This window comes from Rhizobium sp. Leaf321 (assembly GCF_001423215.1).
Taxonomy (GTDB): domain Bacteria; phylum Pseudomonadota; class Alphaproteobacteria; order Rhizobiales; family Rhizobiaceae; genus Neorhizobium; species Neorhizobium soli.
Map to the genome: position 1 here is coordinate 879,978 of NZ_LMOF01000006.1, position 18,830 is coordinate 898,807.

17 protein-coding genes are annotated in these 18,830 nt (G+C 61.5%); 11 read left to right on the forward strand and 6 right to left on the reverse strand.

Annotated features, from left to right (window positions below; all coding sequences use genetic code 11):
• Positions 1–28: 28 nt before the first annotated feature.
• The 4 genes from ASF70_RS10510 to ASF70_RS10525 all read right to left on the reverse strand — a co-directional run bounded on the left by ASF70_RS10510 (position 29) and on the right by ASF70_RS10525 (position 6,321).
• Positions 29–2,758, reverse strand: coding sequence for an ABC transporter transmembrane domain-containing protein (locus ASF70_RS10510; protein WP_062453552.1), 2,730 nt, complete (start codon positions 2,756–2,758; stop codon positions 29–31).
• Between the two features lie 223 nt (positions 2,759–2,981).
• On the reverse strand, positions 2,982–4,490 hold the full coding sequence (gene cysN, locus ASF70_RS10515; protein ID WP_062579522.1) for a sulfate adenylyltransferase subunit CysN: 1,509 nt from the start codon (positions 4,488–4,490) through the stop codon (positions 2,982–2,984).
• Position 4,491: 1 nt separating this feature from the next.
• A complete protein-coding gene (gene cysD, locus ASF70_RS10520) occupies positions 4,492–5,445 on the reverse strand; it encodes a sulfate adenylyltransferase subunit CysD (protein WP_062579524.1) in 954 nt (317 codons plus the stop codon).
• 69 nt (positions 5,446–5,514) lie between these two features.
• Positions 5,515–6,321 (reverse strand): phosphoadenylyl-sulfate reductase, encoded by an 807-nt coding sequence (locus ASF70_RS10525; RefSeq protein ID WP_062579526.1) that lies wholly within the window; start codon positions 6,319–6,321, stop codon positions 5,515–5,517.
• Positions 6,322–6,679: 358 nt separating this feature from the next.
• Between ASF70_RS10525 and ASF70_RS10530 the strand changes: the two genes are divergently transcribed.
• From ASF70_RS10530 to ASF70_RS10570, 9 genes are all read left to right on the forward strand, one after another.
• The gene (locus ASF70_RS10530; RefSeq protein ID WP_062579533.1) at positions 6,680–7,165 is read left to right on the forward strand and encodes an Rrf2 family transcriptional regulator; all 486 of its coding nucleotides are present in this window, start codon (positions 6,680–6,682) and stop codon (positions 7,163–7,165) included.
• A gap of 299 nt (positions 7,166–7,464) precedes the next feature.
• Positions 7,465–8,499, forward strand: a complete 1,035-nt coding sequence (locus tag ASF70_RS10535) for a sulfate ABC transporter substrate-binding protein (RefSeq protein ID WP_062579535.1) — start codon at positions 7,465–7,467, stop codon at positions 8,497–8,499.
• A 12-nt stretch (positions 8,500–8,511) separates the two neighbouring features.
• Complete coding sequence (gene cysT / locus ASF70_RS10540; RefSeq protein WP_062453545.1) at positions 8,512–9,369, forward strand: sulfate ABC transporter permease subunit CysT; 858 nt, start codon at positions 8,512–8,514, stop codon at positions 9,367–9,369.
• A 197-nt stretch (positions 9,370–9,566) separates the two neighbouring features.
• The gene (gene cysW / locus ASF70_RS10545) at positions 9,567–10,430 is read left to right on the forward strand and encodes a sulfate ABC transporter permease subunit CysW (protein ID WP_062579537.1); all 864 of its coding nucleotides are present in this window, start codon (positions 9,567–9,569) and stop codon (positions 10,428–10,430) included.
• A gap of 13 nt (positions 10,431–10,443) precedes the next feature.
• On the forward strand, positions 10,444–11,493 hold the full coding sequence (locus ASF70_RS10550) for a sulfate/molybdate ABC transporter ATP-binding protein (protein ID WP_062579539.1): 1,050 nt from the start codon (positions 10,444–10,446) through the stop codon (positions 11,491–11,493).
• 193 nt (positions 11,494–11,686) lie between these two features.
• Complete coding sequence (locus ASF70_RS10555) at positions 11,687–13,006, forward strand: phosphatidylglycerol lysyltransferase domain-containing protein (RefSeq protein ID WP_062579541.1); 1,320 nt, start codon at positions 11,687–11,689, stop codon at positions 13,004–13,006.
• Positions 13,003–14,373, forward strand: coding sequence for an AcvB/VirJ family lysyl-phosphatidylglycerol hydrolase (locus tag ASF70_RS10560; RefSeq protein WP_062579543.1), 1,371 nt, complete (start codon positions 13,003–13,005; stop codon positions 14,371–14,373). Before ASF70_RS10555 ends, ASF70_RS10560 begins: the two co-directional genes overlap by 4 nt.
• Positions 14,374–14,445: 72 nt before the next feature.
• Positions 14,446–14,727 carry a YlcI/YnfO family protein gene (locus ASF70_RS10565; protein WP_062580195.1) on the forward strand — a complete coding sequence of 94 codons (282 nt, stop codon included), beginning with the start codon at positions 14,446–14,448 and terminating at the stop codon, positions 14,725–14,727.
• Complete coding sequence (locus ASF70_RS10570) at positions 14,724–15,023, forward strand: type II toxin-antitoxin system RelE/ParE family toxin (RefSeq protein ID WP_062579545.1); 300 nt, start codon at positions 14,724–14,726, stop codon at positions 15,021–15,023. Before ASF70_RS10565 ends, ASF70_RS10570 begins: the two co-directional genes overlap by 4 nt.
• A gap of 12 nt (positions 15,024–15,035) precedes the next feature.
• Here the strand turns inward: ASF70_RS10570 and betA are convergent, their stop codons facing one another.
• Positions 15,036–16,685 (reverse strand): choline dehydrogenase, encoded by a 1,650-nt coding sequence (gene betA / locus ASF70_RS10575; protein ID WP_156461828.1) that lies wholly within the window; start codon positions 16,683–16,685, stop codon positions 15,036–15,038.
• A gap of 102 nt (positions 16,686–16,787) precedes the next feature.
• Here betA and ASF70_RS10580 point away from each other — a divergent pair, with 102 nt between their 5' ends.
• Both ASF70_RS10580 and ASF70_RS10585 read left to right on the forward strand, forming a co-directional pair.
• Positions 16,788–16,985 (forward strand): cytotoxic translational repressor of toxin-antitoxin stability system, encoded by a 198-nt coding sequence (locus tag ASF70_RS10580; protein WP_244474007.1) that lies wholly within the window; start codon positions 16,788–16,790, stop codon positions 16,983–16,985.
• A 3-nt stretch (positions 16,986–16,988) separates the two neighbouring features.
• The gene (locus ASF70_RS10585) at positions 16,989–17,342 is read left to right on the forward strand and encodes a helix-turn-helix transcriptional regulator (RefSeq protein ID WP_062580196.1); all 354 of its coding nucleotides are present in this window, start codon (positions 16,989–16,991) and stop codon (positions 17,340–17,342) included.
• Between the two features lie 8 nt (positions 17,343–17,350).
• On the opposite strand, the gene betB is transcribed toward ASF70_RS10585, so the two are convergent.
• On the reverse strand, positions 17,351–18,814 hold the full coding sequence (gene betB / locus ASF70_RS10590; RefSeq protein WP_062579551.1) for a betaine-aldehyde dehydrogenase: 1,464 nt from the start codon (positions 18,812–18,814) through the stop codon (positions 17,351–17,353).
• Between the last annotated feature and the right edge of the window lie 16 nt (positions 18,815–18,830).

Sequence of the window (18,830 nt, forward strand, 5' to 3'; positions counted from 1 at the left end):
TTTGGTCATCTTGTTGGCGGCTGAGATATTATGCCACCAACGATTTAAAAATACCACTCTTTGTATCCAGAGCCTCAAAAGAGTCGTCTTCGGCCACGGATCCCTTGTCGAATACGATAACACGATGAAACAATCGTGACAGGGCAGTATTCGACAAAACCCACGCCACAGAAGGATTATTGTCCTGCTGAGCGAGGAAGTGAAGCACATTCTTAACAATTTCTTCCTGAGCCCTGCGATCGAGGCCCGGAAGGGGCTTGTTGAAGATGTAATAATTGGAACGCCGCACCAGGGCACGGGCAAGGCTCAGCTTGTGGCGCTGGACCAGTGTCAGTCGCCGGCCGCTGGCGCCCATGTCGTAGTCCAGCCCGATGCCGATAAAGCTCTCATAGAGACCCATTTCGCGCAGCAGCTTGCCCGCCACGTTGCGGATCTTGGTCGGCGCGTCGGCGTTGCGTTGCGACAGCTTGCCGAACAGGATGTTTTCGCGAAGCGTCGCCGAGCCCATGTATTTGTGCGGATCGTAGCGCTCGATGCGGCTGCGCAGCGATGCCGGCAGGTTGGCATAGAAGATGTCGCGCGTGGCAACGATCTGGTTCATGATCTCGGCGGTCAGGACGCCGAAGCGGTAGCGTGGCTCGATATAGTAGAGGCTGAGCTTGACCACCGCGCGCCGGTCGTCCTCGCTGGGCTTGAAGTCCCGGCGGCTGCGCTTGCGCTTCAAAAGCTGCTCGTAGAACGCGATATCGTCGGTGGTGATATGCTCGAGCTGCTGGAACAGCGGATGTTCCGGCGGCAGGCCCTGGAAGATTTCCGACAGGTTTTCTGCGATCGAAAGTCCCATGTCGTAGAACAGGTCGAACAGATTGGCCGTCTTCAACACTTCGAAGACATACTCTCCCTCGGCCAGTTCCATATCCAGTTCCGCCGACTGGCGCGTCGCCGCAAACAGCAGGTTTTCGCGCACCGTCGCTTCGGTGTTGTAGGCGCTGAAATCAAAATAGGAGACGAGATTGCCAAGCCCCTGACTGGCGAGTTCCTCGCGCAGGGCAAACCGCATCTCGACGACACGACCGGTCAGTTCCTCGTGTTCGGCTGGGTCGAGATAGGAATGCAACGCCAGTTCCATCACGTCGGCTGTCAGCTGCACCGCATCGAGGGCCCTCAAGACCGACTGCTTGACATCGTCTTCGCCGCCTTCCGATACGGAGGTGGATCGACGGTCGATCCAGTCGACGGACGGATCGTGCGTCGTGTTTCCGGCGCGTTCGGCTTCGCTCATCTTCCAGCGCCGCCGAAGCTTCTTGTGTTTGGGTTCGTCTGCGGACTTCTCCTGCACGGCCGGCGCGTGCTTGAGCCCGTAGAGAAGATTGTCCTTGAGCGTCCCGTGGAAAAAGTAGCTGTCGGCCGACGCATAGGAGACCTGACGCCCGGTCACCGCTTCCGGCAGTTCCAGAAGGTCGACCTCGCCCAGCATCACGCGGCCCGATGCCGGCCAGGTGATGCGGCCGAACGCTTCCGCCGTCGCTTCGGCGCCGATGCCGGCATTGTCGATCATCGCCACCAGCTCGCCGGGCTCGATCTTGAGCGTCACGTTTTCGGCGATATGAGCGCCGCTGCCATCGACGATGGTGAGGTTCAGAGCGGCAAGCGGAGACGGCGTATGGTCCGGCACATCGTGGGCGAGCGCATGCAGCGTCGGCGCGATCAGCACGCCCGGCTCGAACTGTTCGCGCACCTGTTCGTATTTTACCTGCACGTCCTGGCGCGCCTGGTCCCAGTCGATCAGTTCCTTGAGCGGGCCCGGCAGGTCCTTGTAGGCGTTGATGACGGCCACCAGCTGGCCGACGTCGAGCGTGCCGCGCAAGGCAAAATAGCCGCCGATCGAATAGAAGAGAAACGGCGTTAGCTGCGACAGGAAATTGTTGACGAACTTGACGATGAATTTCCACCGGTAGAGGTCGTAGCGGATCTGGAAGATCTGCCCCAGCCGGTCGGAAATATCGGCACGCTCGTAATTGCTGGTGTCGTAGCTGTGGATCGTATCCATGCCCTCGACGATCTCGCCCACCTTGCCCGCCAGATGCCGGGCGGTGATCTGCCGCTGACGGCCGAGATCGATCAGACGGCGGCGCATCTTCGGAATGATGCCAACCTGGATCGCCACCATGAAGGCCGCGATCAGCCCAAGCCACAGGTTCTGCAAAAGAATGAAGGTGAGGGCGGCGATCGCCTGTCCACCCAGCATGGCCGGCTGCACGAAAGCGTCACCGGTAAAGCCGCCGAAAGGCTCGACCTCGTCCTTGACCATGCTGGAGACTTCCGCACCGCGGATCTGCCGCATCGTGCTTGGCGGAAACCGCAGAAGACGGTCCACCAGCTCGTAGCGGATACGGCGCAGCAGCCGTTCGCCCAGGCGTCCCTTGTAGGTGTTGATATAGAACTTGAACAACCCGTTGACGATGACGAGCAGCAGGAACACGCCCGAAAGCGCCATCAGCGTCGCCAGCCGGTTGAGCTCGAAGCCTTCGAAACCGAAGGACCACTGCGTCAAAGGAATGGTGAACTGGAACGCGAGGAAGGGCCGGGTTGCGGCCGCCATCTCGAACCCTTCGCCCTGGATCGGCCCGTTGATGATCTGCTTGGGAAGGTCGAACGCAAGGAAGTACGGAATCATCGAAATCAGAACGATTGCGAGAACCCATAACTGCTGCGGTCGCGTATGATTCCAGATATAACGAAGTAGATGTTTTTCCATCGGCAACGGATCTCAGTTCCCGAGGCTGGATTGCACAGCGCGCCTCCCGGAAGGGTGAAGGGAGGCATGATATAGGTGGATCCGCCGCTTGTGCAAACGTCTCGTGCACGATGCTGCTTGATTAGGCGATTGGTTCGCCGCCAAGTGTGGCAAACCTGCCGGGATGGCTAAGGGCCGGGTTATGCACCCCGGCCCATCAGTGTTAAAAAATTCCTGTTTTAAATCAACGGTCTTTGTCGCCCGATGTCAGGATTTCGGCAGCTTCCGCACCGCTCACCCTGCGGATCTCAACGTCGTCGCGGCGGGCGGCAAACGCGTCGGTTGCCATCAGCAGTTCGGCAAGATCGGCCGGCAGGGAGAGAATCACGCGGTCGCCCTGCACGGGCTCGCCACGGCGAATGCCGCCGAGTTCGCCGCGTTTGGCCGTGATCATGCCGCCGGCGACCGTATTCAGCGTATCCGGGTCGATCAGTATGAAGGCACCGGTCGAGCGGTTCTGCTCATAGGTGTCGAACACCGCCTGCTCTTCGAAAGACAGGCGCACCTTGCCGATCGCGTTCATGTCTAGGCCGGACGCATGCGGAGCCCAGCTGCCCGACTGCAGGTCGAGCTGCGAGATCGGCTCCACCGCCACGCGCTGGCGGCGCGAACCGCTTTTCAGCCAGTAGCGCTTGCCCGGCTCGATGCCGCCAGGCTGCAACGCCACCATCTGCGCCTCGAAGCTGACCCCGCTCATTGGCTGGCCATCGAGCGAGGCGATCACGTCGCCGCGCGCCACATCAACCTGTCGGTCGAGCACGAGCGTGATCGCGTCGCCGGCGACGGCAGCGTTCCGCACGAGGTCGAAGGTGACGATCTGTTTGACGTTGGCGATCGTGCCAGACGGCAGGATGACGACGCTGTCGCCCGGCTTGATCGAGCCGCCGGCAACCGTGCCCTGATAGCCGCGAAAGCTTTCGCCGGGACGCGAGACACGCTGGACGGGAAGGCGAAAGCCACCGGTCTGCGTGGAGCGTGTCGTTGCCAGTTCCAAAGCGTCGACCAGCGTCGGGCCTTCATACCACGGCATCGTGGACGTTGCGGGATAGACGACGTTTTCGCCCTTCAGCGCCGACATCGGGATTGCGGTGATCTGGCGAACGCCGAGCGACAGCGCGAATTCGCGGAATTCATGGCTGATACGGTCGAAGATCTCGCGGTCGTAATTCACAAGGTCGAACTTGTTGACCGCGAGAACGAATTGCCGGATGCCCATCAGCGATGCGATCGTCGCATGCCGGCGGGTCTGTTCCAGAAGCCCGACGCGGGCGTCCGCGAGCAGAATGGCGAGATCGGCCGTCGAGGCGCCGGTCGCCATGTTGCGGGTATACTGCTCGTGGCCGGGCGTGTCGGCCACGATGAACGAACGCTTCTCGGTCGAGAAATAGCGATAGGCGACGTCGATCGTGATGCCTTGTTCGCGCTCGGCCTGGAGACCATCTAGAAGCAGCGCGAAATCCGGCAGGCCGAGATCGTTCTGGCCGCCGCTATCGCGGGCAAGCGTCACCGCCTGGTCTTCCTTGACGGCCTTGGTATCCCAGAGAAGCCGGCCGATCAGGGTCGACTTGCCGTCATCGACGGAACCGCAGGTGATCAGCCGCAGCGGCCGCACGTCACGGGTGATCTTGGCAGCGGATTCCGCAAAGGGCAGAATGGTGGCCGAAGCGGCGGTGGATGTTGCTGTCACGCTCATCTCAGAAATATCCTTCACGCTTCTTCTTTTCCATCGAACCCGACTGATCGCGGTCGATGGCGCGGCCCTGGCGTTCGGAAACGGTGGCAATTTCCAGTTCGGCGATGACCTCTTCGAGGTTCGACGCCGTCGAGCGGATCGCGCCTGTCAGCGGGAAGCAGCCGAGCGTGCGAAACCGGATCGAGCCATGCTTGATCTCTTCGCCGGGAAGCAGTTCCAGCCGCTCGTCTTCGGCAAGAATCATCATCCCGTCGCGCTCCACGTAAGGGCGCTCGGCAGCGTAGTAGAGCGGCACCAGCGGAATGTTTTCCGCCTGGATGTAGCGCCAGATATCCACTTCCGTCCAGTTCGACAGCGGGAAGGCGCGCACGCTTTCTCCCTTGCGGATCATGCCGTTATAGACGTTCCACAGTTCCGGCCGCTGGTTGCGCGGATCCCATTTGTGGTCCGGCGTGCGGAACGAATAGATCCGTTCCTTGGCGCGGCTTGCTTCCTCGTCGCGTCGCGCGCCGCCGAAGGCTGCGTCGTAACCGCCGGCATCCAGCGCCTGCCTCAGCGCCTCGGTCTTCATCACGTCGGTATAGAAGGACGAACCATGGGTGAACGGCGTGATGTTTTCTTCCCTGCCGCGGGCATTGCTGTGCACCACGAGGTCGAGATCGTAGTCCTCTGCGATCTTGTCGCGGAACGCGATCATTTCCTTGAACTTCCACGTTGTGTCCACATGCAGAAGCGGGAAGGGCACGCGACCGGGGAAGAAGGCCTTGCGGGCGAGATGCAGCAGAACGGAGGAATCCTTGCCGATCGAATAGAGCATGACCGGGTTTTCGAATTCGGCCGCCACCTCCCGGAAGATGTGGATCGCTTCGTTTTCGAGTGCCTTGAGATGAGGATCGAGCGGCGGGCGGGAAACGGGCGGGTTCTTGATTTCCGTTTCCTGTACTGACAGGGGCATTTCAGTCTCCGGTATTCTTAAAAATACAACATAGATGGCAAGGGCGGCAGGCGCTGCGATCCGGACGGATCATCCGATGGCGCTTGCCCCTTGGATGACCGAGGAGCGGGCCGCGGGGTCTTCGGAGGCCTGCGCGTCAGACGCGTGACTTTCCGAAACATGCAGACCGCATTCGCGCTTTTCGTCGTTTTCCCACCACCAGCGGCCGGCCCGTTCGGGCTCGCCCGGCTTGATGGCGCGGGTACAGGGCTCGCAACCGATCGACGGATAGCCGCGGGCGTGCAGCGGATTGATCGGGATATGCTCGGCCGCGACATGCGCGTTGATGCGGTCGATGTCCCAGTCCGCCAGCGGATTGATCTTGATCAGGTTGCGCTCGGCGTCGAATTCGGCAAACGGCGTCGTCGCCCGGTTGCCGGACTGGCCGCGGCGAAGGCCGGTGATCCAGATCTCGGCGCCGGACAGCGCTTGCGCGAGCGGCACCAGCTTCCTCACACGACAGCAGGCGTGGCGGGCTTCGACGCTGTCATAGAAACCATTGATGCCGTAGGTCTCGACAAACGCATCGACATCGTCCTTATCAGGGTAGAACCTGATGATCTCGAGGTCGTAGCGCGCTTCGGTCTCGGCGATCAGATCGACGGTTTCGCGAAACAGCCGGCCGGTCTCCAGCGTCGATACCTCGATCGGCATACGATGCATGCCGATCGCAGCGGTAATCACCTGATCCTCGATCCCGAGCGACGTGGTGAAAACGGCGCGGCCAAGTTCGGATGCAAGCGACAAACGACCGGCAAGGTCGAGGCCTGCAAGGCGAGTATCGAGATTTGCTGCAAGTGCCTGATGGTCAAGCCTTGCCACGTCCTGAAAGGTCATCGGTCATCTTCCGTAAGCAATGGCAAGATTATTGTCGGACCCGTTGCGGAAAGACAGGAAAAGCCGTTTCAACCTTCGGACTGCGGGAGCAAATATCTCTCCAAAGCTCCGCCTACACAGAAAACCCGACGCCTTAACTAAATGTGAGCCTTTTTTGCCCGCCAATGCGGCCATTGGTTTGTAATTTCTTGCCATTTGCGCTATCCCAGGACCAGGTTTTGCATTGCGGCATCGCCGCGTGCCGGCCTGCTCCTCGCGAATGCCGGTTGCGGCTTCATCGTGGATGCCCAGAGGAAAATTAGCGGCGACGTGAGACCGATTTCGGCCTTGCGGCGGCGCTGCTGTTAGTGGTCGCGGTATGATATCCCAGAAGGCGAAATATGCGTTGAGAGCCCTGACGGCCTTGGCGCAGGCGGATCCTGAAGAACCGATGCTGATCTCCGAGATCGCGGTTCAGCAGAGCATTCCGAAGAAGTTTCTGGAGCAGATCCTGCTCGACCTCAAACGTTCGGGGATCGTCGTGTCGCGGCGCGGTAAGCAGGGCGGCTATCTTCTCCTGCGGCCCGCCGACGCCATCACCTTCGGGGAAGTGCTGCGTCTGGTCGATGGCCCGATTGCCCCTCTGCCTTGCCTCTCCCAGACCGCCTACCGCAAATGCGATGATTGCGACGGCGAACACCTCTGCGAAATCCGCCACGTCTTCGCCCGCGTTGCTGACGCCACCCGCGACGTGCTGTTCAGCACTACCATCGCCGATGCGGTGGAAGGGGCAGGGGTCGAAGTGGCCGCAGCGGACACTGACGCTGCCGACGCCGGACAGGTGCGCGAACTGCTGTCGGCCTAGTATCTGGCTAGCGCGCATCTAAGAATTTACTGTGTCGCGTTGATTGGCCATCGAGCACATGCGGGCCTCTGACGGCCTGTTCGAGGCGTCCTCTCTCGTCCAAAACCCGACCCGCTTCCCGGATTGCCTTACCCCTTCCTCCGCTTTTCCCAGCACTGCCGTTTCGCCTCTTGGCCTCGCGGGAACGCGCCCTTGTCGCCGCAGCCCGTCAAAGGGAAACAGTTTTGCCTTGGTTTCGCCGTCGATTGACTAAGACGACCGGCTCGGTAGAGTTTGTGCAGATCACAGGGGAGGCATTCATGCTGAATTTTACCGATGGGATATCGAAGCGGCTTCTGGCACTGGCGCTCGGCGTGACGCTGGCCGCCGGCAGCGTGGCGCCGGCTTTTTCAGCCAGCCAGCTCCTCAACGTGTCCTATGACCCGACGCGCGAGCTCTACAAGGATTTCAACGCCGCCTTTGCCAAGCACTGGAAGGCAGAAGGTGGCGATGATGTCGCCATCCGCCAGTCACATGGGGGCTCCGGCGCGCAGGCCCGCTCCGTCATCGATGGTCTGGGGGCCGATGTCGTGACGCTGGCGCTGGAAAGCGATATCAACGCCATCCAGAAGGCCGGCAAGATCAAGGAAAACTGGCGGTCCCGCCTGCCGAACAATTCCTCGCCCTACACGTCGACGATCGTCTTTTTGGTGCGCAAGGGCAATCCGAAGGGCATCAAGAACTGGGGCGATCTGGTCAAGGGCGACGTTTCGATCGTCACCCCGAACCCGAAGACCTCGGGCGGCGCCCGCTGGAACTATCTGGCCGCCTGGGCCTGGGCTAACGAAGAATTCAAGGGCGACCAGGACAAGATCAAGGCCTATATCGCCGATCTCTACAAGCGCGCTCCCGTCCTCGATACCGGTGCCCGCGGCTCCACGGTAACGTTTGCGCAGCGCCAGATCGGCGACGTGCTGCTTGCCTGGGAAAACGAGGCCTATCTCGCCGGCGAGGAATTCGGCAAGGACGCATTCGACATCGTCGTGCCACCGATCTCGATCCTCGCAGAGCCGCCGGTCGCCGTCGTCGACGCGACGGTCGATGAAAAGGGCACCCGCAAGGTCGCCGAAGCCTATCTTCAGTATCTCTATTCCGATGAAGGCCAGAACATCGCGGCCAAGCACTTCTATCGTCCCTCCAGGCGCGATGTGGTAAAGCCTGAATTGCTGAAACAGCTGCCGGATATCAAGCTCGTCACCATCGACGACCCGATCTTCGGCGGTTGGAAAGAGGCGCAGCCGGAACATTTCGGCGATGGCGGCATCTTCGACCAGATCTACAAGCCGGGCAAATAAGTCGGAGCCAGCATGACCTCATCCACCGCTGCCACGTCGGCACGGTGGCGGGTAAAACAGCCGAGCATCATCCCGGGTTTCGGGTTGACGCTCGGCTTTTCGCTCGCCTACCTGTCGCTCATCATCCTCATTCCGATCGCAGGCCTGCTCTGGCGCACCGCCGAGCTCGGCTGGTCCGGCTTCTTCGCCATCCTCTCGGATCAAAGAACGATCCGGGCTCTCACCGTGTCCTTCGGCACGGCCTTTGCGGCAGCACTCATCAACGTCGTGTTCGGCACGCTGCTTGCCTGGGTGCTAACCCGCTACCGGTTTCCCGGTCGCCGGCTGATCGATGCCATGGTGGACCTGCCCTTTGCGCTGCCGACGGCGGTCGCCGGTATCGCATTCGCTTCGCTCTATGCGCCGAATGGCTGGATCGGTTCGCTGTTCATGCCGTTCCGCATCGCTTTTACGCCCTATGGCATCGTCATCGCGCTGATCTTCATCGGTCTTCCCTTCGTCGTGCGCACCGTGCAGCCGATCATGGAAGAGATCGATCGCGAGGTGGAGGAGGCGGCAGCAACGCTCGGCGCCAACCGGTTCCAGACCATATTCCAGGTTCTGCTGCCGGGCTTGGCGCCCGCCATCCTCACCGGCTTCGCACTCGCCTTTGCCCGCGGTGTTGGCGAATACGGCTCGGTCATCTTCATCGCCGGCAACATTCCGTACGTCTCGGAAATCGCGCCGCTTCTGATCGTCATCCGGCTGGAAGAGTTCAACTACGCCGGCGCCACCGCAATCGCCACGATCATGCTGCTGATCTCGTTTGCCATGCTGCTGGTGATCAACCTCATCCAGGCCTGGAGCCGCAGGAGGTATGGTTATGTTTGATGTTTTCAGAGTTGCCTTGAAGAAGAACCCCTCCCAACCCTCCCCACAAGGGGGAGGGCTTAACCCAGCCTCACCCTCTGATGCAGGAACGCAGCGCTTACCACGTCGGTTCTCCCCCCTCGTGGGCGGGCCGAAGGACGGGGCGAGACCGGTGGCTCGTCCCCGGTCGCCCGGCAGGGCAGAGAGGGTCTTGTCTCATGTCTAAGTCCACCCGCATCACACGTTTCCGCAGCCCCGCCGATGAAAGCCTCACCACCAAGCTCGTCCTGGTTGGCGTATCCCTCGTGTTCCTCGGCTTCTTCCTGTTCCTGCCGCTCGTCTCGGTCTTCGTCGAGGCGTTTCGCGAGGGTTGGGGTGCTTATGAGGAAGCGCTGGTCGAACCCGATGCCTGGGCCGCGATTGGGTTGACGCTGACGGTTGCTGCCATCGCCGTGCCGCTCAACCTTGTCTTCGGTCTTGCGGCGGCATGGGCCATCGCCAAGTTCGAATTCAAGGGCAAGGCTTTCCTGATCACCCTGATCGACCTGCCGTTCTCGATCTCGCCGGTCATCTCGGGTCTCGTCTATGTGCTGCTGTTCGGCAGTGCCAGCGTGCTTGGACCCTGGCTGAAGAGCTATGGCATCGAGATCCTGTTTGCCGTGCCCGGCATCGTGCTGGCCACCGTGTTCGTCACCTTCCCCTTCATCGCCCGCGAACTGATCCCGCTGATGCAGGACCAAGGCACCGGCGACGAGGAGGCGGCCCTGTCACTCGGCGCAACCGGCTGGCAGACCTTCTGGTATGTGACGCTGCCCAATATCAAGTGGGGCCTGCTTTACGGCGTGCTTCTCTGCAATGCCCGCGCCATGGGCGAATTCGGCGCCGTCTCGGTCGTATCAGGCCGCATCCGCGGGCTCACCAACACGATGCCGCTGCATGTGGAGATACTCTATAATGAGTACAACATGGTCGCAGCCTTCGCGGTGGCCTCGCTGCTCGCACTTCTGGCGCTCGTCACGCTCGCTCTCAAAACCCTTCTCGAACTTCGGTTCGGTGCCGGCTCAGCCGGCGGCAGACATTAAAGGCTCCCGCTCTATGGAAGTTAGCATCAACAATATCCGCAAGGAATTCGACCGCTTCGCCGCGCTGAACGACGTGTCGCTGAAAATCGCGTCCGGCGAACTGATCGCGCTGCTCGGTCCCTCCGGTTCCGGCAAGACGACGCTGCTGCGGCTGATCGCCGGGCTGGATTTTCCAACCGACGGCCAGATCTTCTTCGGTGCCGAAGATGCCTCGCATCATTCCGTGCAGGATCGCAATGTCGGCTTCGTATTCCAGCATTACGCGCTGTTCCGGCATATGACGGTGGCGGAAAACATCGGATTCGGCCTGAAGGTTCGCCCCTCCGCCAGCCGCCCGTCCAAGACCGAAATCAGAAAGCGCGTCTCCGACCTGCTCGATATGGTCCAGCTGTCGGGGCTTGAGAGCCGCTATCCGAACCAGCTTTCTGGCGGCCAGCGCCAGCGTGTGGCGCTCGCCCGCGCCATGGCGATCGAGCCGCGCATCCTGCTGCTCGACGAACCCTTCGGCGCGCTCGATGCCAAGGTCCGCAAGGAACTGCGCCGCTGGCTGCGCGAGTTTCACGATCGCACCGGCCACACCACCGTCTTCGTCACCCACGACCAGGAGGAAGCGCTGGAGCTTGCCGACCGCGTCGTCGTCATGAGCCAGGGCAAGATCGAGCAGGTCGGCTCGGCCGACGACGTCTATGACCGGCCGGGATCGCCTTTCGTGTTCTCTTTCATCGGCGAATCCTCGCATCTGCCGGTCGAGGTAAAGGATGGCACGGTCTTGTTCCAGGGGGAGCCGATCGGCGTTTCCGGAGAGGCGAACAGTTCCAGCGACCTCTACTTCCGCCCCGAAGACGTGGAACTGACGCAGGAGCGGGACGCGCTGTTCGGCAAGGTCACCGCCTCGCGGCGTCTGGCCGGCACCCGCATCGCCGAGATCGATATCTCCAACCCCGGGGGAAGTAACGGCCACGAGCCCTTCCATGTAGAGATCGAGGTGCCGCTGCACGCCCCGATCGAACTCGGCTCCGAAGCACGGTTCCGTCCGACCCGCTGGAAGATATTCGGCCGATGACAGGGCGGCTGGTACCGACCGCGTACCAGCCTTCCAGTCGCCCGCGACGAAGCGTAAGGCACGAGTTTCGACCTTAAATTGATCCCTATCAATTCCGGCGGCATCGGAAGCTGATATGCAGCCTGCGCGCGTAAGCTTCGGTAAATCAAAGTGCTCTATGAAGCTCGCAGTTCGATAGTCCGACAGGTCTCCTATGGCAGATATTGCGCATGAAACGATGGCCCCCGCCGTTGCGGAGGGCGAAGCGGTCTCCGCTGTGGGTCAGTTCGGCAAATTTCTTGCCGAGCGACTGCTGGACGTCCTCGGCAATCGCGGCCTTGCCTTCTATTTCGCGCTGATCGCCTTCACCGTGGCGCTGTCACTCTACGTGTTTCTGGAGGAGAACCTGCTTGCCGTGGCGTGGCGTCTGATTGTCGGTGATGTCGCGACACGCGTCTCGGCCGGCTTCGTCACCGTCGCCTTCGTCGGCTCGCTCGCCGCCAGCCGGCACTTGCGCATTCCGCGGCCTGTCTCCCGTATTCCATCCGGCGAAGACCTGCAGAGAGCGCTCGATATCCTGGCGCTCCAGCCCAATGCCAGCGCCGGCCTCGTGCGGCTCGGCGACAAGAAGGTGCTGTTTTCCGATTGCGGCAATGCCTTCGTCATGTATGCCCGCTCCGGCCGGTCCTGGGCGGCGCTGTTTGATCCGGTCGGCTGCCGCAAGGCCTGGCCGGGCCTGATCGTCAAGTTCATGAACGCCGCGCGCCGCGATGGCTGCCGCGCCGTGTTCTACCAGGTCTCGCCCGAGTTTCTGCCCTGCGCAGTCGAGGCGGGTCTGAAACCCTACAAGCTCGGCGAACAGGCGGTGGTCCATCTCACCGATTTCGATCTGAAAGGCGGCGCCTGGCTGAAACTGCGCCGCTCGATCAACCGTGCCGAACGCGACGGGCTGGAATTCTCGCTGCTGCCGGCCGAAGCGGTGCCCGGCGTGATGGACGAGCTTATTGGCGTTTCCCGCGCTTGGCTTGCAGCCCATAACGCCGCCGAAAAGGGCTTTTCGCTCGGCACGTTCCAGCCGGCCTATGTGGCCGCCGGACCGGTCGCCGTCATCCGCCTTGAAGGCCGCATCGTTGCCTTCGCCAATATCCATGCGACGAGCTCGAACGGCGATGCCTTTATCGATCTCATGCGGCATGTGCCCAACACCCATCGCGGCATGATGGATCTGCTCTTCGTGCGCATCATGGAGCACTTCAAGTCGGAAGGGTATCGCACGCTCAATCTCGGCATGGCACCGCTTTCAGGTCTTGCCACCCATCGCCGCGCGCCGCTCTGGAACCATATCGGCAACCGCATCTTCGAAAACGGCGAACGCTTTTACAATTTCCGCGGCGTTCATGCTTTCAAGTCGAAATTCGATCCGGAATGGCAGCCGCGCTATCTCGCCGTCTCCGGCCGCGGCATGCCGCTCGTTGCCCTGTTCGACGTGACCAAGCTGATTGCCGGCGGCCTGAGGGGCATCCTTCGCCGATGAAGCTTTTGCCTGCAATTGTTGCCGGCATCACCGTGGTCGCCGCCGCGGTGAATGCGTTCGAGTGGTGGGCCGGCCCCGGCATCAGAAGCCTGCCGACCGACCGCATCGCCTATCCCGACGCACAAGCATCCGGCATCGTTCTCCTCCTGTCCGGCACCGAAGGCTGGTCGGATCGCGAGCAAGCGGTCTCCGACGCACTGACCGCCGACGGCGCCGTGGTCGTCGGCGTCGATCTTCCCGACTACTACGAGGCGCTGGGCCTCGAAGAAGACCGGACCTGCCTCTATCTCGTCTCCGATATCGAGGAACTGAGCCGCCAGATCCACCGCGAGCAGGAGATCGCCGCCTACCTGCCGCCGGTCATCGCCGGCATCGGCGGTGGTGGCGCCCTAGCCCTCGCGATCGCCGCCCAGACGCCCGCCTCGACGATCGCGGAAACCATCGCCATCGATCCTCAGGCCTCCATTCCCGTCGAAAAGATCCTCTGCACCCCGGCACCCAAGACGGTGGTCGACGGCGGCGTGATCTACGGTCTCACGCCGGGCCCGCTGCCAGAACCGGTGCGCATCCTGCTGACGCCGCAGGCAGATCCGGCAGGGGAAGCCCATGCGGACGCTCTGAAGCAGACCCATCCGGCAATCGAGATCACCGCCTGGGACGAAACCGCGGAAACCCTGCTGCTGCAAACCGTTTCCACAACGCTTGCCCGCCTTCGCCAGTCATCGTCGCCGCTCGGCCTGCCGATCGTTCCGACCTCGGTCGTGCCGCTCCATGATACGCTGGCGATCATCTATTCGGGCGATGGCGGCTGGCGCGATATCGACCAGAAGCTCGCAGCCTATTTGGTCGAAGACGGCATCCCGGTCGTCGGCGTCGATGCGCTGCGCTATTTCTGGACCGAGAAATCACCGCAGGAGACGGCCACCGATCTCTCCCGCATCATCACCACCTACCGCCAGCGCTGGAACGTCAAAAACGTCGTCCTGATCGGCTATTCCTTCGGCGCCAACATCCTGCCGGCCACCTATCGACTGCTGCCGGAGAGAGATAAGCAGACCGTCTCGTTCCTCTCGCTTCTGGCACTCTCGCATCAGGCGGATTTCGAGATCGCCGTCACCGGCTGGCTCGGTTGGGCAGGGGCCGCCAAGCAGGGCGATCCGGTCGATGACCTCGCCGAGATCGAGCCGCACAAGATCCAGTGCATTTACGGCACGGACGAGGAAGACACGGCCTGTCCTGCTGTTGAGGACATCCCCGGCACGCTCATCCATTCACGCCCCGGAGGCCATCATTTCGATGGCGACTACCGCGCCCTCAACCGGCTGATCGTGGACCGCATCAAGGCTTTGTCGTTGCCCGCGATGTGATCCGGATCCACTTGCCAGAATACGCTTCCAGGCGCATCATGCATCGCACTTGCAACGCATGAGGTGATGCTAATGAAAACCGCAACCATCCCGTCGCTGCGCGTCGACCCGGAACTCCGCGCGGCTGCCGAAAGCGTGCTGAAGGAAGGCGAAACGCTATCCGCCTTCGTCGAGGACTCGCTGAAAAAGCAGATCGACTACCGAAAGACCCAGGCGGAGTTTATTGCGAGAGGACTGGCAGGTCTGGCCGAAGCTGAGCGCACTGGGGTTTACTACAGCCACCAAGACGTACTGGACATGTTGGAAAGCAAGCTGGAAAAAGCGAGGGCGAGGAAAGCCGTTGAAACTCGATGACCGTTAGGCTGGTATACACCGCGGCATTCTTTGAGGATATGGACAGGCTGGCGGATTTCCTCATTGAGCGCGATCCTGATCAAGCAATCCGGGCGATTACGGCTATAAAGAAAGCACTTGCTATCCTCATTGACTTTCCACTGATGGCGAGGCGTGCTTCCAGGGAAGATCCGCTCGTCCGGGAGTTGGTCGTGCCATTTGGTTCTTCCGGGTACCTCATTCTCTTCAAGCTCATTGACGATCAGACCGTCACCATCCTCGCCATCCGCCACCAGCGCGAGGACGACTACCATTGACACCGCACGACCTTAGCGGTCGCTCATTGCCGCTCTCGGATTGACCCAGGGCTCCTGATTGCTGCGGGGCAGGGGCTGTTTGCCCAGAATATGATCCGCCGCCTTCTCGCCGGTCATGATCGACGGGCCGTTGAGATTGCCATAGGTCACATGCGGGAAGATCGAACTGTCCGCCACCCGCAGCCCCTCGACGCCGATCACCCGGCATTCCGGATCGACCACCGCCATCAGATCATCGGCCCGGCCCATCCGGCAGGTACCGCAGGGATGATAGGCGCTTTCCAGATGCTCGCGCAGGAAGGCATCGATCTCCTCGTCGCTCTCAACCTGTTCGCCCGGCTGGATCTCCGGCCCGCGATAGTCGTCGAACGCCTTCTGGCTGAAGATCTCGCGCGTCAGGCGCACGCAGTGGCGGAATTTGATCCAGTCTTCCTCGTGGCTCATATAATTGAAGCGGATGACCGGATCGTCCTTTGGATCCGCCGAGCGCAGCGTCACCGCGCCGCGCGACTTCGACAGGTTGTAGCCCACATGCACCTGGAACCCGTGGCTCTTCGCCGCCGCCTTGCCGTCGTATGAAATCGCGACAGGCAGAAAGTGATACTGGATATCCGGCTGCTTCAGGCCAGGCTCCGAGCGCAGGAACGCGCAGGCCTCGAACTGGTTGGAGGCCCCCAAGCCCCCCTTGGTCATCAGCCACTGGGCACCCGCCACCCCCTGCCAGAACCAGGGCAGCCAGGAATAGAGCGACACCGGCTTGGTCGAGATCTGCTGGAAATAGAACTCCATGTGATCCTGCAGATTGGCACCCACGCCCGGCCGGTCGGCCACGACCTCGATCCCCATCTCCTTCAGATGCGCCGCCGGCCCGATGCCAGACAGCATCAAGAGTTTCGGCGAATTGAACGACGAGGCGGCAATGATCACCTCGCGGTTCGCCTTCACCACTTCCGGCACGCCCCGCCGCAGCACTTCGACGCCGATCGCGCGGCCGTTCTCGATCACGACCTTCTGCGCGAGGCCATAGACGACTTCGACATTCTTCCGTTTCATCGCCGGCCGCAGATAGGCGTTGGCAGCAGACCAGCGACGACCGTCATGAATCGTCTGCTCCATCAGCCCGAAGCCTTCCTGCTTCGATCCGTTGTAGTCGTCGGTCGTCTCGAAACCGGCCTCTGCACCCGCCCGGATAAAGGCATGGAACAGCGGATTGGTCATCGGCCCGCGCTGCACATGCATCGGCCCGTCCGTGCCGCGCCAACCCACTTCGCCGCCGTGGGCCGTTTCCATCCGCTTGAAATAGGGCAGCACATCGGCATAAGACCAGCCGCTGGCGCCGAGATCCTCCCAGCGGTTGTAGTCTTCGGCGTGGCCGCGCACATAGACGAGACCATTGATCGAGGACGAACCGCCCAGCACCTTGCCCCGCGGCGCGGTAATCCTGCGGTTGCCAAGGTTCGGTTCGGGCTCGGAATAATATCCCCAGTTGTAGCGCTTCATGCTCATCGGCCAGGCCAGTGCTGCCGGCATCTGGATAAACGGCCCGTAATCCGTGCCCCCAGCCTCGATCACGATGACAGAATGCTTCCCGTCCTCGGACAGCCGATAGGCCATGGCCGAACCCGCCGAGCCGGAGCCGATGATGACGAAATCTGCTTGCAGCATTCTTCTCAATCCGTGGTTGAATGAAATTCGGTTCTAATCGATATTGCCGGGATGAAGCCGGTTCAGTATTCTCGTGTCGCACAAAAGAGCCTGAGCCGGATGCAGCCTAAACGACAGGCTGCAATCAAGTCGAAGGTCGATGCTTTCGCCCGTGGCGAAAGGGTCGACCTGAAGAAGCTGGTGGGTAGCCCGCTCATCCGTATCAGGGTCGGTGCCGATAGGGTCATCATCGATGAACAGACGAACCTCGTTTTGGTCATCGACACCGGCCCCAGGGGCGGTGCCTACAAGGATTGAATGATGGGTGTTTTCAACAGAACGGTTATCGATGGTAAGCCCTTCGTTCTTGTCCCCGAAGAAGAATTCGAGGACATGATGGATACCATCATGGCTGGCGAAGTCATGGCTCGTATCGAGGCCGGAGAAGAAACCTGGCCGGCCGAGCTTGTGTACGAACTGTTTGAAACAGACAGCCGCATCCGCACCTTCCGCACCTACCGGAAGATGACTGTCTCCGAACTCGCCGACGCGGCCGGCATTTCGCAGGCCTGTATCGACCAGATTGAGACCGGCGAGAAGACCGGCAGCGTCGACGAGCTGAAACGCATCGCCGCTGTCCTCAAGGTCGATCTCGATGATCTGGTGGTGGACTGACGAGGCGTTCAATACGGCGCCTCAACCTTGCCCATTCCCACATAGACCGTCTTCAGCTCCGAATAATGCTCCAGCGCCGCGAGCGAGTTTTCGCGGCCGAAGCCCGATTGTTTCGAGCCGCCGAAGGGGATTTCGACCGGGCAGAGATTGTAGGTGTTGATCCACAGCGTGCCTGCTTCGAGAAGATCCGCGACGCGATGGCCGCGTGTCAGATCGGCGGTGAACACCCCGGCGGACAAGCCGAATTCGGTGGCGTTGGCGCGCGCGATCACCTCTTCCTCGTTATCGAAGTCGAGCACACACATGACCGGCCCGAAGATCTCTTCGCGCGCGATGGTCATGTCGTCGGTGACATCGGCAAACACCGTCGGCTGGATGTAATAGCCTTCGCCCGAGACGTTGTTTGGAATGCCGCCGCCGGTGATGAGCGTTGCGCCTTCCGACTTGCCCTTCTCGATATAGGACATCACTTTCTGGCGCTGATCGTAGGAGACCATCGGGCCCACCTGGGTTGCCTCGTCCATCGGATCGCCGATCACCATCTTTTCGGTGCGGGCTTTCAGCCGCGACAGGAATTCGTCCCGGATCGCCTTCTGCACGAACACACGGGTACCGTTGGAGCAGACCTGTCCGGTCGAATAGAAATTGCCGAGCATCGCCCCGCCGATGGCGGAATCGATATCCGCATCGTCGAACACGATCAGCGGCGACTTGCCGCCGAGTTCCATCGTCACATGCTTGAGGTTGCCGGCAGCGCTCGCCGCCACCTTGCGGCCAGTCGGCACCGAGCCGGTCAGCGACACCTTGGCGACATCAGGATGTTCGACCAGAAGCGGCCCGGTCGTGCGGTCGCCCTGGATAACGTTGAAGAGGCCCTTGGGCAGGCCGGCCTCGATCAGGATCTCGGCGATCTTGAGCGCGCCGAGCGGCGTGTTTTCCGACGGCTTGAACACCATCGCATTGCCGGCGGCGAGCGCCGGCGCACCCTTCCAGCATGCGATCTGCTGCGGATAGTTCCAGGCGCCGATGCCGACGCAGACGCCGAGCGGCACCCGCTTCGTATAGGCAAAATCGCCGCCGAGCGGGATATACTGACCATTCATGCCGGCCGCGATCACGCCGCCGAAGAATTCAAAACTGTCGGCGCCCGATGTCGGGTCGGCAACGATGGTCTCCTGGATCGGCTTGCCGGTATCGAGCGTTTCCAGCTCGGAAAGCTCGCGGTTGCGGGTCCGCATGATCTCGGCTGCCCGCTTCAGGATACGGCCGCGTGCGGTCGGGCTCATTGCCGCCCATTCCGGCTGGGCGCGCTTGGCCGCCGCAATCGCCTTTTCGACAATCGCAGGCGTTGCCGCGTGCAGCCTTGCGATCACTTCGCCGGTCGCCGGGTAAAGGCTTTCGATAACGCTGCCGTCGGTATCCTCGACATACTCGCCGTCGATGAAATGGCTGGCGACTGGTTGTGCTTTCAAGGGTCTTCTCCGTTCC

Bases quoted from the DNA above. Each gene is read 5' to 3' on its own strand.
- ASF70_RS10510 (WP_062453552.1), bottom strand. From the start codon at position 2,758: ATGGAAAAACATCTACTTCGTTATATCTGGAATCATACGCGACCGCAG.
- ASF70_RS10525 (WP_062579526.1), bottom strand. From the start codon at position 6,321: ATGACCTTTCAGGACGTGGCAAGGCTTGACCATCAGGCACTTGCAGCA.
- ASF70_RS10550 (WP_062579539.1), top strand. From the start codon at position 10,444: ATGGAAGTTAGCATCAACAATATCCGCAAGGAATTCGACCGCTTCGCC.
- ASF70_RS10565 (WP_062580195.1), top strand. From the start codon at position 14,446: ATGAAAACCGCAACCATCCCGTCGCTGCGCGTCGACCCGGAACTCCGC.
- cysT (WP_062453545.1), top strand. From the start codon at position 8,512: ATGACCTCATCCACCGCTGCCACGTCGGCACGGTGGCGGGTAAAACAG.
- ASF70_RS10560 (WP_062579543.1), top strand. From the start codon at position 13,003: ATGAAGCTTTTGCCTGCAATTGTTGCCGGCATCACCGTGGTCGCCGCC.
- ASF70_RS10530 (WP_062579533.1), top strand. From the start codon at position 6,680: ATGATATCCCAGAAGGCGAAATATGCGTTGAGAGCCCTGACGGCCTTG.
- ASF70_RS10580 (WP_244474007.1), top strand. From the start codon at position 16,788: ATGCAGCCTAAACGACAGGCTGCAATCAAGTCGAAGGTCGATGCTTTC.
- ASF70_RS10570 (WP_062579545.1), top strand. From the start codon at position 14,724: ATGACCGTTAGGCTGGTATACACCGCGGCATTCTTTGAGGATATGGAC.
- ASF70_RS10535 (WP_062579535.1), top strand. From the start codon at position 7,465: ATGCTGAATTTTACCGATGGGATATCGAAGCGGCTTCTGGCACTGGCG.
- ASF70_RS10555 (WP_062579541.1), top strand. From the start codon at position 11,687: ATGGCAGATATTGCGCATGAAACGATGGCCCCCGCCGTTGCGGAGGGC.
- cysD (WP_062579524.1), bottom strand. From the start codon at position 5,445: ATGCCCCTGTCAGTACAGGAAACGGAAATCAAGAACCCGCCCGTTTCC.
- cysN (WP_062579522.1), bottom strand. From the start codon at position 4,490: ATGAGCGTGACAGCAACATCCACCGCCGCTTCGGCCACCATTCTGCCC.
- cysW (WP_062579537.1), top strand. From the start codon at position 9,567: ATGTCTAAGTCCACCCGCATCACACGTTTCCGCAGCCCCGCCGATGAA.
- ASF70_RS10585 (WP_062580196.1), top strand. From the start codon at position 16,989: ATGGGTGTTTTCAACAGAACGGTTATCGATGGTAAGCCCTTCGTTCTT.